The organism is Microcoleus anatoxicus, assembly GCF_042465725.1.
Lineage (GTDB): Bacteria > Cyanobacteriota > Cyanobacteriia > Cyanobacteriales > Microcoleaceae > Microcoleus > Microcoleus anatoxicus.
Genome location: NZ_CP120853.1, coordinates 3,275,875 through 3,289,521, shown reverse-complemented (window position 1 = coordinate 3,289,521; position 13,647 = coordinate 3,275,875). Strand labels below are relative to the sequence as shown.

At 43.4% G+C, this 13,647-nt stretch carries 11 protein-coding genes, 1 tRNA gene and 4 pseudogenes; 11 read left to right on the top strand and 5 right to left on the bottom strand.

What is annotated here, in order from left to right:
- Positions 1-39: 39 nt before the first annotated feature.
- A complete protein-coding gene (locus tag P2A85_RS14150) occupies positions 40-1,683 on the bottom strand; it encodes a SpoIID/LytB domain-containing protein (RefSeq protein ID WP_377481128.1) in 1,644 nt (547 codons plus the stop codon).
- A gap of 99 nt (positions 1,684-1,782) precedes the next feature.
- Between P2A85_RS14150 and P2A85_RS14145 the strand changes: the two genes are divergently transcribed.
- Together P2A85_RS14145 and P2A85_RS14140 are read left to right on the top strand one after the other, a co-directional pair.
- Positions 1,783-2,382: an IS607 family transposase gene (locus P2A85_RS14145; protein WP_341737239.1), complete on the top strand. Its 600-nt coding sequence runs from the start codon at positions 1,783-1,785 to the stop codon at positions 2,380-2,382.
- A 240-nt stretch (positions 2,383-2,622) separates the two neighbouring features.
- Positions 2,623-2,760: pseudogene (locus tag P2A85_RS14140) on the top strand (ParB N-terminal domain-containing protein); the annotation flags it as partial.
- Between the two features lie 44 nt (positions 2,761-2,804).
- Here P2A85_RS14140 and P2A85_RS14135 read toward each other — a convergent pair.
- A complete protein-coding gene (locus tag P2A85_RS14135; RefSeq protein WP_377481125.1) occupies positions 2,805-3,962 on the bottom strand; it encodes an RNA-guided endonuclease InsQ/TnpB family protein in 1,158 nt (385 codons plus the stop codon).
- A 110-nt stretch (positions 3,963-4,072) separates the two neighbouring features.
- Between P2A85_RS14135 and dps the strand changes: the two are divergent.
- The 3 genes and pseudogenes from dps to P2A85_RS14120 form a co-directional block, all read left to right on the top strand.
- Positions 4,073-4,435, top strand: a pseudogene (dps, locus tag P2A85_RS14130) (DNA starvation/stationary phase protection protein Dps); the annotation flags it as partial.
- A 129-nt stretch (positions 4,436-4,564) separates the two neighbouring features.
- Positions 4,565-5,209, top strand: a complete 645-nt coding sequence (locus P2A85_RS14125; RefSeq protein ID WP_377481123.1) for a helix-turn-helix domain-containing protein — start codon at positions 4,565-4,567, stop codon at positions 5,207-5,209.
- Between the two features lie 95 nt (positions 5,210-5,304).
- On the top strand, positions 5,305-5,625 hold the full coding sequence (locus P2A85_RS14120; RefSeq protein ID WP_340522588.1) for an STAS domain-containing protein: 321 nt from the start codon (positions 5,305-5,307) through the stop codon (positions 5,623-5,625).
- A 260-nt stretch (positions 5,626-5,885) separates the two neighbouring features.
- On the opposite strand, the gene P2A85_RS14115 is transcribed toward P2A85_RS14120, so the two are convergent.
- Entirely contained in the window at positions 5,886-7,022 is a 1,137-nt protein-coding gene (locus tag P2A85_RS14115; RefSeq protein ID WP_377481120.1) for a PP2C family protein-serine/threonine phosphatase, read from the bottom strand.
- A gap of 261 nt (positions 7,023-7,283) precedes the next feature.
- Between P2A85_RS14115 and P2A85_RS14110 the strand changes: the two genes are divergently transcribed.
- The 3 genes from P2A85_RS14110 (at position 7,284) to P2A85_RS14100 (ending at position 11,179) form a co-directional block, all read left to right on the top strand.
- Positions 7,284-7,928 (top strand): ATP-binding protein, encoded by a 645-nt coding sequence (locus P2A85_RS14110; RefSeq protein ID WP_377481117.1) that lies wholly within the window; start codon positions 7,284-7,286, stop codon positions 7,926-7,928.
- 199 nt (positions 7,929-8,127) lie between these two features.
- Positions 8,128-10,167: a hypothetical protein gene (locus P2A85_RS14105; RefSeq protein WP_377481115.1), complete on the top strand. Its 2,040-nt coding sequence runs from the start codon at positions 8,128-8,130 to the stop codon at positions 10,165-10,167.
- A gap of 46 nt (positions 10,168-10,213) precedes the next feature.
- The gene (locus P2A85_RS14100; RefSeq protein ID WP_377481112.1) at positions 10,214-11,179 is read left to right on the top strand and encodes a glycosyltransferase family 2 protein; all 966 of its coding nucleotides are present in this window, start codon (positions 10,214-10,216) and stop codon (positions 11,177-11,179) included.
- A gap of 51 nt (positions 11,180-11,230) precedes the next feature.
- On the opposite strand, the pseudogene P2A85_RS14095 reads toward P2A85_RS14100, so the two are convergent.
- Positions 11,231-11,497: pseudogene (locus P2A85_RS14095) on the bottom strand (Uma2 family endonuclease); the annotation flags it as partial.
- A gap of 297 nt (positions 11,498-11,794) precedes the next feature.
- Between P2A85_RS14095 and P2A85_RS14090 the strand changes: the two are divergent.
- From P2A85_RS14090 to P2A85_RS14080, 3 genes and pseudogenes are all read left to right on the top strand, one after another.
- Positions 11,795-12,093: pseudogene (locus P2A85_RS14090) on the top strand (DnaJ C-terminal domain-containing protein); the annotation flags it as partial.
- Complete coding sequence (locus P2A85_RS14085; protein WP_377481109.1) at positions 12,027-12,173, top strand: chaperone modulator CbpM; 147 nt, start codon at positions 12,027-12,029, stop codon at positions 12,171-12,173. The pseudogene P2A85_RS14090 and the gene P2A85_RS14085, both read left to right, overlap by 67 nt.
- Positions 12,174-12,351: 178 nt before the next feature.
- Positions 12,352-12,423 (top strand) — tRNA-Gly (locus P2A85_RS14080).
- Between the two features lie 240 nt (positions 12,424-12,663).
- Here the strand turns inward: P2A85_RS14080 and P2A85_RS14075 are convergent.
- Complete coding sequence (locus tag P2A85_RS14075) at positions 12,664-13,623, bottom strand: hypothetical protein (protein WP_377481107.1); 960 nt, start codon at positions 13,621-13,623, stop codon at positions 12,664-12,666.
- Between the last annotated feature and the right edge of the window lie 24 nt (positions 13,624-13,647).

Genomic DNA, 13,647 nt, shown 5'->3' with positions numbered 1-13,647 from the left:
TAGGTTGGATACTTGTTCTACACTAATTATTGTTGATGCCTATGGATTCTCAGGTCGCCAAAATGTAATCCCATCATTCAGCGGGACAACTTGAGCGCCTGGAAAATAAAAGCTGAGAATGCGATCGCTACTCCAGCCCAAATTAGCCAAATTGTAAGAACCCGTTTGACTCATTCCCACCCCATGTCCGAAGCCACCTCCGACAAAAGCATAGCCATTGAGGGTTTTGTCTGGATTGTAAATCGGATCTAGGTAAAACAAAGTGCTGATGGGAGGGAAAAAAGCATTGCGAATTTCGTCTTTATCAATATCGATTGTCCCCAAGTCAGTTTCTACCTTCATTTGCAAAACTCGACCACCGGGAGACCTCTGCACCACCAGCACCTGACTAATAGTTTTAAAATTAGCTAAAGGATGCTGTTTTTTTTGCAGATACTGTTTTAGAAACCCAGCAATTGATGTTAAAGAAGCTTCTTCGCGCCAGCGAAAAGTATCTTGTTTTTCCTCATTAAACCCCTTCTTCAAACTCATAAAGCGACGAAAATTGTTTTCATCAGACAAACTCTGCTTCGACAAATCCCAAATATTCTGAGGCGCATCAACTATGGAGCGCAAATAAGGGCGTTCCGAGCCGTGCCAAACATCCCCAAAAAGCGCAGTAACCCCGCCACTAGAAGCGGAATAAAGGGCATCAACCAACTCCTGACGATAAGTGAGAACTAAACCGCTAGTTTTGGCGATCGCCTTATCCGTTTGCGGAAAAACCTCTGTCAAACCCTTATACACTTGGCAGTTAACATCAGCACACAACTCGTAATTATCGATCGCAAAACGGCGCAAATTTCTCAGGGCATAAGTTCTCGCCAAAATAGCCTGTGCTTCCTGGGAAGCATAGGGCGAAAAAGCACCAATTTCGTGCGGCACTACTCCCCGTAAATAAGTTTCTGTCGGCACTTCATTGACCAAAGTATAAGTGCCATAAGCATTTTTCTGTAGGTGCAAACTCCCACCATAAAGGCGAGTTTGTTGAATAGCTTTTTCTTTTTCAGTAGCTGTCGCCTCTTGAGTAGTTTGTTCCAGAACCTCAATCACATTTTTACCCGCCGTCACATCTAACTCATTGCGGTTAAAACGAAAACCGTTTAAAACCCAAAATGCCTGGGGGATTGTGGGCAAAACTTTGCTATCCAAAAAAGCTGTTTTATTGCCTTGTTCCTGCAAACTTTGCAATAATAAACGTCGCACTAAAGGAGAGTTATAATTATCTCTTTTTGCCCAAACTTGCCAGCGCAAAGGTTGAGCAATTTCTACTTCAATTCCCTTAGCTCGCCATTGATTAGCACTATCTTCTGCACTTTCAAAACTGCGGTGGGAACTTAATACCACTCGTTCTTCTACTGCTGGTGTTTCCAGCGGTTTCGCGGCGATTTCTAGCTTGATGCTAGGAACCTGGGCGGTTTTTATGCCTTGAGGAGTTTTGTAACTTAAAGTTAAGCTGTCACCGGGTAGGGCTTTTAGTGTCAACTTATCCGTTGCTTTCGTGCCAAACCGCTGTACTACACCGATTTTGATTTCTCGATTTTGGGGGCTTTGGGCGGTGGCGGGAGTGCTAGGGAGCGGCCACAGGCACAACGCTGCGATCGCAGCGCTAGAAATTGAGCTAAACCATTTGCAATTGGGCATTTTAGATGTTTGAATCCACACAGTTTTTGTATTGTAAAACTTTAATAATATTATAAGCAGTAGTAAGCAGAAGTAGTATTATATAGTCAGGAGGACGAAATGAAACTACCTGACTACGCAAAAGCCATAGGCATAAGTTACACAACCGCATGGCGCTGGTGGAAAGCCAATAAACTGCCACATCCAGCAAGACAAACGGAAAGTGGTCTAATTATAGTTGACTACTCGCCGCCAGCGCCATCAATTGAATCAAAGAAAAACCGAGTCGCTATTTATAGCCGAGTCTCATCTTCTGAGAACAAAGACAATCTCAACCGCCAATCAGAGCGATTAACCGAGTACGCAATTGCCAACGGTTATCAAATTGTCAGAAATGTCAAAGAAATTGGTAGTGGATTGAACGACCACAGAAAACAGTTAGAAACACTCCTGCAACAAGATGATTACGATATTCTTTTGGTTGAACACAAAGACCGTTTGGCTCGATTCGGAACACATTATTTAGATGTACTTCTGGTGAGATTAGGAGTCAAACTAGAAATTGTCAATTTAACTGACAACGGTCAAGATGAATTAATGCAAGATTTGGTGGCAGTAGTTACGAGTTTTGCAGCGCGACTTTACGGACAACGCCCCGCTGCACGAAAAATAGAAAGAATCATTGCTGAATTAAAAAATGGAGAGTCTGAATGCAGCTAGCAGAGAGACCACATTATTAAATCCACCGAACATCGTTTTGTGGAAATTGACGGCTTAGCCTTTCAATCCAAAAATCTCTAGAATGCTGCTAACTATTCTGATAGTGGAGATTTAGCAGTTTTGATTTTAGCTGAGCTTGTAGTGGACATCCTGACCGAGCTCAAGCAACTGTGATACATTTTACTTGCCAAGTCGAAGTCATTACGAGTATGATTTAATCAGCAGCAAAAAAGAGGAGCCATGAGGATAGAAGAAATACCCCTCAACCAGATTCGCCGCCCCCTGCCGCGAGTCAACGACTCAGCCAAAGTCAGCACTCTGATGGAATCCATCCGAGAGGTAGGTCTAAACGAACCCATCGACGTGCTAGAAGTAGATGTTGACATACTCACCGGCAGATGAGCGCGGTGATTCTTGACGCTTCACCGACTGACGCTACCAAAGGTAGTCTTACTCTGTCTCTGCGTCCGTTTACAGTCGTGGCAATGCCCTGTCCCGACTTTGTTGATATTTTTGGCTGCGTTCTCATCTCTATCGTGTTCATTACCACAGTTCAAGCACTGAACAGATCGGACTTTGAGATCGAGTTTGCCCCATCTAAAACCACAATCTGAGCAAATTTGGCTTGTAGGTTCCCAACGACTGATTACCCTAAAATCCCTACCAAATTTTTCCGACTTTCCCTCGCACAACGATCGGAATTCATACCATCCTTGCTGGCTAATCGCCCTAGCAAGTCTGCGGTTTTTTACCATTCCCGATACGTTCAAGTCTTCTAAAACAATAGTTTGATTTTCACTAACTATTTTAGTAGACAGTTTGTGCAAGAAGTCTTTACGAGTGTCTGCAATTAGATTATTTAGTTTGGCTATCTGGGTTCTAGTTTTGTTTCTACGTTTGGAGTCCTTCTGTTGACGAGCTAGTTTTTTCTGAAGTTTGCGGACTTTCCGATCTAGTTTTTTGTAACTAGGACTTTCGGCTCGATCGCCATTACTCATCACTGCAAAGGTTTTAATCCCCAGATCTATGCCGATACTTTGGTTCTGACGCTCGGTTTGAATTGGTTGGATCTCGACAACAAAGCTTAGGAAGTAGCGATTAGCGCCATCCTTGATTACAGTTACAGAACTAGGATCGGATGGCAATTCTCTAGACCAGATAGGGTTAACAATCCCAATTTTAGCTAGATAAACACCACCGTTCCCTTTGAAAGAAAAACCTCCGCGAGTCAATCTTGCAGACTGACTATTTGTGCGTTTTTTGAACTTAGGATGACCAACTTTACGCCCCTTTCTTTTGCCTTTACAGGAATCAAAAAAGTTTTTAAATGCTACCTCTAGATCGGCTACAGATTGCTGTAGTGGGATGTTTGAGACTTCTGACAGCCAAGCTCTTTCGATCGTTTGCTTTGCTTGAGTAATTACTAACTTTTGGAGTTCGGCCGATTTGGGCTTTTTATCGGACTGCTTGCAGATAGCTAAGGCATCATTCCAGACTACACGGACACAACCAAACAATTGAGCTAAGCTCTGTCGTTGTTGGTCGGTCGGGTAGAATCTGTACTGAAATCTTGCTTTCATTTTTTGCTAATTACTTGATTATTGTATTATACTATGACTTGCTAATAGAATCAGGAAAATTAAAGCCGTCCTAGAAGGACGGGGCTTGTATCCCAAATTCTTGGTCAACTGATGAAATGGCAACAGAGCTCGAAGATTATATTGATACGGTGGCGGAACGGGTGACGGCTTTGGGGGGTTTGGCTGTAGGAACAGCCCGTACAGCGGCGGCTGATTCGATTTTGCCAGAATTTCCTTTTGATATTTTAGATGGCAAAGAGTACGTGACTGCTTTGGCCGATCGCTACGCACCTTATGCTAAACATCTGCGAGTAGCCATAGATAAAACAGGGGAACTCGGCGATGCTGATACCGCTGACTTATATACTGAAATTTCGCGGACCATTGACAAGCGCTTGTGGTTCCTAGAAGCACACTTGCAAGCTGTTGCGACAACTACAGCCTCGGCTACCCCAGAAAAAGTAGCTTTGTAATCGCTACTGATTAACTATTTTGACCACAATGATGGAGCGGGTTCTCTGACCCGCTCTCAAAATGGAGTTGTGGCACTTGACCGATTACTATAAAGAATATATTAAGTTATTAATTGGGATGGCTTTTTTGTGGTAAGCAAGATTCCAGATTACGCTCCTCAACTACAATGTCTGATGCAGCAAGCAGGGCTAGAGAGCGATCGAGAACTCAGCCAAACAGCAGGAGTTGGTGAACTTCAGCTCAGCCGTTTGCGTCGGGGCTTAGCCTTGCAAATGTCAGCAGATATCCTGCTGAAAATCAGTCAAGCCTTGAAAATTTCCTTAAACGAACTGCTGGCAACTTTTGCCCATGGTTCTGTAATGTTAGAGCCACCAGCACCGACAGCCCTAGAACAAGAATATCAGCGGCTGCAAGCTACACTGGATCTTCAACGATCGTCTTTGATGGAGGAATTCCAGCTTTCTAGCTTGCAGATTTTAGAATCCTGGATGTTGCAGTGGCCGACAGCAGCTAGGAAAGCCCAGGAAAACCAGGAGTTACCAGCAGTCAAATTACTGCCTTTGGTACGACCTGTCGAAAAATTGTTGCAGGAGTGGGGAGTAGAGTCGATCGCCCCTGTGGGAACTTCCATCCCCTATAATCCGCAACAGCATCAACTGCTGGCCGGAACAGCCCAGCCGGGAGAACAGGTGACAGTACGCTATACCGGATACAGACAAGGCGAAAAACTGCTTTACCGTGCCAAGGTGATCCCAGCAGGAGCGATCGATTAGATATCTAGGTCTATGCTAGGTATTTGGATCGGAGTCCGTCTCGCAGCTATACTAACGTAGTCTGGCTAGAAATTCTGACATTCCCACCGCAAAATATGAGTCCTGTAGTTAAAATTATTCAACCCTCTGGTATTTTAGACGGCACCAAGGCCGGTCAATTCCGCCTAGAGATTAGCGACCTCGTGCAAGCGGGAGCCGATGTCGTATTAATAGACTTCCAAGACGTGACATTTATGGACAGTTCTGGTTTGGGCGCTTTAGTCTTGGCGCTCAAAACAGTCAGGGCCGCTGGGAGTCAGTTAGTCGTCTGTTCTATCAACGAGCAAATCCGCATCTTATTTGAACTCACCAGTATGGATCGAGTTTTTGAGATATTTGCCACCCGTGATGCTTTTAATAGCAAGATTGCGCTTTAAATAACTAGATCTTTTGGCTGCTAACTTCTGAGGTCAACTAAATCTCGGTCAATCTATGCAGGCTAACTAAAAGTGTCTAAAATTGCTGGTTTCATCTTCCAAACCGATCGCTTCTGCCTTAAACTTAGAATTAATCGATCCTAAGTTTAAAGCTTGGCTAACAGACTGGAAAATTGAAGTCAAATATTTAAGAGTCCGTAAGAGTCAAACCTTGCGGACTTCTGCATATTTCATCGAGCTATGGGGCCGCCAGAAGTCCCTTACCCAAAATTGATCTTGAGTAAAGACCAATCATCATCAAACACGGCTTTAGCGTTCAACTTTTGAACGTAGCTCAAAACTAACTCTAACTGGTCGGCAGTTGCACCGTTGTAAGCTGCTAACAAATCAATGAAAGGATCGAGCCCCCAGATATTGCCATCAGGTTGGTGAATCTCGTAAACGCCGTCGCTAAAGATGTAGAGAGTGCTCAAATCCTCGACATGGCAGGTGTTATCGACATAGCGGGCTTCTGGGAACATCCCGACCGGCATTCCGGGGGTTTTCAGTTGCTGGACTTTGGCATTGCTAGTGGGGGACTGGGAAATCAACACCGCCGGGGGATGGCCGGCGCTGGCGTAGACTAACTGGCGATCGAGCCGATTGTACACCCCGTACCAGATGGTGAAATACTTGTCATTTTGATAACTCATCTGGAAAGTGGTGTTCAGCGCCCGCAAAACGTCGCTGGGTTTGTAGTAGTCAATGTTGGGTAAGGCGCGCGATCGCAACAAATTCAACACTGCCACAGAAGGCAGGGCCGCCCGCAAACCGTGTCCGGCTACATCTAGCAAATAAATCGCCAAATAATCCGAGTCTAGCCAGTTGTAGTCAAAGCAATCTCCTCCTAACTGACGGGAAGGAATGAATTTTGACTCAATGCTGACGGGTTCCACCATCGGATCTGGCAATAAAGACTGCACATATTCCGCCGCCTCAGCTAGTTCTGCTTCCAGATTTTGCTTGGCAATTTTCAAGTCTCGGCTGAGTTGGTGCAGCCTTAGTCCGGCCCGCACTCTCGCCTGCAACTCGTTGAGTTCAATGGGTTTGGAGATAAAATCATCGGCACCGGCATCAAGTCCTTTGACTCGATCGGCGATCGACCCCAAAGAAGTCAGCAAAAAGAATTGTGTAGTTGACAGATGTGGATCTGCCTTGACTCGACGGCACACATCGATGCCTGTCAAGCGTGGCATGATCCAATCGCAAATTATCAAAGCCGGACACAGCTTTTGCGCCTGTGCTACACCGTCTTCGCCATTACTTGCTACCGTTACTTCGTAACCCTGTTTTTTCAGGGTTCTTCGGAGCAGTTCTTGAACCGCAGTATCATCGTCTATAACCAGAATTTGAAACATGGCACTCAGGTACTACAAGTCTTTCAATGTCTGGGGGTCATTCAAAATATATCCTGTCAGCGCGTTGGTCTGAGATTGAGTATAGTCTAATAACATCGCTTTCTAGGTAATTGCTGTTGACAGCGGGTCTTTGAGTTCAATTTACGTTGAAATTTGAGGGAAATTTTGGCGCGATCGAACTTCACTAAGTTTATATTCAAAATATAAATTTTTATAGACTTTTATTTTGCCCTAGTGCTGGTTGACATCGACCCCCTACGTATGGTATCATCTTTAACCGATAAGTGTATCAAATATGTACACGGCCTGCCCCTCGAAACTACTACCCTCAAATTATCATTTAATTTTCCCGCCGTTGTATTTTGTGTCGTTGTATTTTGTATTGTTGTATTTTGCCCACCAGTCACTGAAATTCTTCATGGGCTGAGATTGATTGAATTGAAAGGTTACGAAAAGTTGGCGATGCTCAAGAAAGCGGATCTTCAAGTCAATACAGGTCTAAATGGATTAGACAGCGTTTTGTCGTGGTTTTCAAAATTGTACGAGTCGCGAATTCCCACAAGTGTGTGGCTCAGGTGTCAGTTGGCTTTGGCGGAGGGCTTTACAAATGCCGTTCGTCACGCCCATAATGGCAAACCAGCGGATTTACCTGTGGAAATTCAGGTGGTGGTGTTCCCTGAATTTGTAGAGATTAAAATTTGGGATTGGGGCGATCCTTTTGATTTAGAAACAAAAATCAAAAATATTTCCGAAACAGTAGATATTGAAGCTCCGGGTGGCCGGGGTCTAAAATTAATGAAAGACATCGGTGATAATCTCAGTTATGTGAGAACCGCTGATGGACGGAACTGTTTGTTGATAGTCAAAAATTACTCCCCCTGTCTCAACGATCGAAAAGAACACTAATTATTTTTTAGGAGGGGTAGGGGTTGACGTTAGCCCCTTTTCCCACACCTAAAAAATCTGACCAAAAAACGAGATGCAAGCCCCTGGCGATCGACTTGGGGATAAGTCGGTAGCGGTTTCAACACTTCGACAACGCTTGCGTGAGGGAAGCCTTCAGTATTAACACAATTTAATACATAACCACCGTAGTATAAACATTATGATTACAGATATATTCGGCTTGCTTCCCTTAGTTTATTTACTAATTTTATTTTTGATATTCCATCAAATAAAGAATTGTTGGCGCAGTGCGGTTTTGTCGGCTGCGATTGCATGGGGAGTCACGATTGCTTTATCTACGGAAATTTTAAGTTTATTCAAATCCATCGCTTTTAATTCGCTATTTTATTTGTGGTTATCCGCAGATATTGTGATTTTAATCATCTATCTAAAAAGTTTAAATATCAAGCCCAATTATTTACTAAATCATCAAATTAAAATACCCCGCTTTTTAGTAGGTTTACTAGCAAGTATATCATTGATTTTTGTGACCATTGGTTTAATAGCTATAGTTTCGCCACCTAACAATTGGGATTCCATGACATATCACATGAGTCGGGTGGTTCACTGGATGCAAAATAGGAGTGTCGAGCATTATCCAACCTCCTATGTACCGCAATTATATCACCCGCCTGGAGCAGAATTTGCGATTATGCACTTTCAGATTTTAAGCGGGGGCGATCGCTTTGCAAATCTGATACAATGGTTGAGTATGGTTGGCAGTGCGATCGCCGTTTCTCTAATTGCTCAGCAACTGGGAGCGAACTTGCGGGGTCAAGTTTTTGCCAGCGTCTTTGCTGCAACTTTACCCATGGGTATCCTCCAAGGTTCTAGCACCCAAAACGACTATGCTGTATGTTTTTGGGTAGTGTGTTTTGTCTGCTGCGGTTTAGCGGGAATGTCAGCAGGAATTACTCTATCTAACACTCTCAAAATAGGTGCAAGCTTGGGTCTAGCTTGCTTGACAAAAACCACAGCTTACATATTTTCACTACCTTTTATAATCTGGTTTTTAATAGTAGGAATTAAGCGCTTTCATCAAAAAATGTTGCCACCCATTTTGATGATAGCATCTGTAACTATTCTCCTGAATCTAGGTCATTATTGGCGAAATTATGATTTGTTTGGATACGCGATCGGCGCTCCTCAAGATTTTACTAAAGAATACAAAATCGAAATATTTAGCCTCCCCACTTTTGGGTCAAATATAATTAGAAATTTAGCCATGCACACCGGCACCAGTATTTCCCAAATTAATGGCTTAATTGTCGCAGTAGTTAAAATGCTGCACAAAATATTAGGTATTCTGCCAAACGATCCGCGAATCACCTGGCCTCCTGGACAAGTCTATGCTTTAACTACACCGTCATTCAATGAAAATAATGCTACCAATCCCATTCATTTTGGGCTAATAATTGCTACTTTTATCCTAATTTTAAATAACGAAAAAATCAGAAAAATAAATCTAATAATAATTTATTTACTGGCTACCATAAGCACATTTTTACTACTCTGTTTAATCCTCAAATTTCAGCCCTGGCAAAGTCGCCACCACATGACATTTTTTGTATTATTCGCACCGTTGTTTGGAATAACAATATCACAATTGTTAAATTATAAAATAGCCAACTATATGGTAGGAATTTTGATATTTATGTCCCTGCCTTGGATTTCTCATAACAAATTTAGACCTTTGCTAGGAGAAAGCAACATTCTTAATACAACCAGAAATGAACTTTACTTTACAAGTAGGCCGAAAATCGAGGATTCTTACAATCAAACAGTAGATTTTATCAAAGCTCAAAACTGCACAAATATAGGACTATCATTTTGGACTAAAAATTCCTGGGAATATCCCTTGTGGGTACTTTTAAAAGAACCGGGAAAACCCGCACCTCGCATTGAACATATCTCTACCATCGATCCTGTAGTCGAGAAAAAATTAAATTTTGAACCCTACAAGAGCTTTATTCCCTGTGCGATAATTTACCAATCTAGCAAAAACGATCGCCAACCAGGAAAAGAAATGGTTATCAAAAATCAAACTTATGTACAAAAATTTTCCGTTGCACCCCTGAGTGTATTTATGAAAAAATATAGCAGTCCTTGCAGGAGTCGTAAAGTTTTTTACCCCACCCCAACCCTCCCCTTATTAAGGTCCGGGAGTAAGAAATTCACAAATGATTTAGGATTGCTATAGATCTGTGATTTAATACTTAAAAAGCAGAATAGAAGCATCGACTATCATGAAAAACATACCCAAATATTCCTTGGTAATTCCTATTTATAATGAAGAAGAAACTCTCCCGGAACTTTACCGACGAATTAGTGCGGTGATGGCTCGGATGGATGGACCAGTAGAGTTAATTTTAATCAATGATGGCAGTCGCGATCGCTCTCTGGAACTTCTGCGAGAATTGCATGAAAAAGATGCACGCATTTCTTACCTCAGTTTTGCCCGCAATTTTGGCCATCAAATAGCCGTGACTGCTGGTTTAAACTTTTCTACAGGTAAAATTGTAGTAGTAATGGACGGCGATTTGCAAGACCCGCCGGAGTTGATTATAGACATGGTAGAACAATGGCGGCAAGGCTATCACGTTGTGTACGCTCAACGCACTCAACGCCATAAAGAAGGTTGGTTTAAGCGGTTGCCAGCTTATATGTATTATCGCATTTTGCGCCATCTTGCCGATGTTGATATTCCCATAGATACAGGAGATTTTTGTTTGATGGATCGTTGTGTAGTAGATGTACTCAACGCCATGCCAGAACGAAATCGTTACATTCGGGGATTGCGGGCTTGGATTGGTTTTAAACAAACAGCAGTTAAATTTGAACGCGATCCGCGTTTTGCCGGCGAGGTGAAGTATACGTTTAGAAAATCTTTGAGTTTGGCAATGAATGGTTTAGTGTCTTTTTCCAAAGTTCCCCTCAGACTTTCGATTTATTTGGGATTATTTGCGGCATTTGTATCTGTATTAATGGCTTTTTTGATTTTGTATTGGCGGATTTTTTATCCAAATTCGGCCTTAACTGGTTTGACTATTGTGATGATGGCGGTTTTCTTTTTAGGTGCGGTACAGTTGGTGAGTATTGGGATTTTGGGTCAGTATGTAGGGCGGATTTATGAGGAGGTAAAGGGGCGGCCGCTTTATACTTTGGCAGAAGTTGCGGGTTTTGATAGCTCGCACGATCGCACTGACAAATAAACTACCATCTGCTTTTGATTAAATAATGCGATCGCTCTTGAGACACCTCAATTAGCGATCGTCAGAATCTTCGGTGTTATTTTCAGGAAAAACAACATCTTCATACAGCAAAGAAATCGGACAACGGAAATCAACGCTGGGAAAATCAACTTCTACTTCTGTACCATCGATAGTTGTTGCGTCAAGGGAATAAGCAGTGAGTTCCCATTTGCCTTTTTCATTGATCCGGTAACATTCGACGTTCAGGCGATCGGCTTCAATTAGAACGTATTCTGTTAAACTTTCAATTTGACGGTAATTTCTAAATTTTTGGCCGCGATCGCCTGAGTGCCAGTTGCGTCGGGTGCATCAAAACCATTAATGGCTGGAGTTTAGACTAAACAGCGATTAAATCGCGATCGTCACCGCACTCAATAACGGCAACGGTCGCTGGCGAGTTAACCAGGAAGCTCAACCATAAGACAGAAGCCCAGCGACCGTTGACGTTCTCTTTGAGGGCGCGGCTCTCTCGTAGTTATGGTGATAAGTAATGCTTATAAATGAGCAAAATCAAGGGTTTGAGCTTTCACGATTGAAAAATGTAGTATTATTTGCTACATTTTGCACCAAATATCCGAGAGAGCCGTTTGTGACGTACCAATTCGCCCCGATGAAGCGGTTTTAGGCGCAGAAATCAGCGTGCCCACACCCGATGGTAGCGTGACGATGAAAGTGCCTAAAGGAGTGCGATCGGACAATCGCTAAGACTGCGCGGCAAAGGCTGGACATTGCAAAAAGGGGGACGCGGTGACTTACTTGCCAAACTTCTGATTGTCACGCCAAAAGACTTAAGTGCGATCGACCAAGAATGCTACATCGCCACGAGATTGCTCGAATTGCTCAGATTCAGCGCTTGCGTCAAGACTTGGGCTTGAACTTAGTCGGAGCCGCCATGGTGCTAGATATGGCTGCTGAAATTACCCAACTACGAGCACAACTAAAGGCACATCAGTGAAATTTAAACCCATAACTGCGGGTGCTATTCTTTTTAGTGGCCTTGTCTGCGATCGACTCCCACCCCAAATTGACCTTGAAAATAGTAGACTCAAAATCATAAAATAGGTGTATAATGTGTCAAAAGTCATTTTTTACCGTCGTTCCTAAAAAGTAAACATAAGTAAAAAAAGACAAAGGCGGACGTAATTCAGTGGTAGAATGTCAGCTTCCCATGCTGAACGTCGCGGGTTCGAGTCCCGCCGTCCGCTTATACTATACAAACCTCAAACCAACGAGAAATCAACGGTTTGAGGTTTTTAAATGCTGATTTTTGGGGCTATCAAGGGGTCTAGTTGACTAGAAATTGACTACGATTTGACTACGGAATGACCAAACTGAGTATCAACTGACTACGATTTGACTACGGTTTTTTGACCGTAGTCAGCCCTTCCCCGCAAAATATCTCGCTTTCACTGGTAAGTCAGAGTTCTCTCACAACCAGCCGTCAACTAGCTAAGCAACTCGATAACCACCTCAATATCACCTAAATCAGCTTTGGACTTTTTGCGCCGTGCTTTTAACTGGTTGAGTAAGTCGGCCGGCTCTGGAAAATCTTGGCTGGCAATGACTGATTTTTGTCTGAGGTCGGAGAGTTGCGATCGCAGTTGGGCGCAAATTTCTTCCCGATCGTCCAACTCTTCCTGCAATTCATCCCACCGAGTTTTCTCTGTCTCAAGTTGCGATCGTACTTCCCTCACTTCTTCCCTAAGTTTATTGGTAACTACGGCGCTGGATTTTAGAAGCGCGGCATAGTCAGCGCGTTCTGTTTCAAGTTGCGATTCTAGTTTTCTAATGTGTTCTTCCTTTCCGTCTGCAATTTCCCGCCATTCTTGCGAGGTTTCTTTTGCCAGTTCTAGCTCTTCTTTTAGTTTCTCGGTTTCAACCTTTAAGTTACATATTGAGATAGGTAACTCGCTGTCTATAACCTTGGGCAACTCCTGAGAATCACCCGATTCGGACTTTCCCTGCAATGCCTCCTGTAACGCTTCAACGGCTTTTACTAATGCCGCTACCTGCAACTCTAACGCTGTTACTCTACTTTCTGCAACTCTTTCTGTAACCTGTGGGGATTGTGCAACCTCTGCAACCCATTCTACAACTTCTGCAACCTGCTTGACCCGTGGTTCTGTGGGTATCTCCAAGGCTTCTGCAATCTCCTCAAGCCTTGCGATGTTTACCTCTGAGCTTTTACCGATGTATTTTTTACGTACCTTTCCCTCAATCTTTCTGCAACCGTACCAGTAAGCACTCGCTTCTTTGCGAACTGTGTAAGGTTTGCCGTCTCCTGCGGGCTCATATCTGAAAGAGCCGATCGTCTCCAACCACGCCACACCCTTGGGAGAATTTAGTTGAAATACCTTGCCGTCCTCTGCCTCTATCAATCCTTGCCTCACCGATGGAATTTTCATAGGTTGCCTACCCGGTTACTTAAC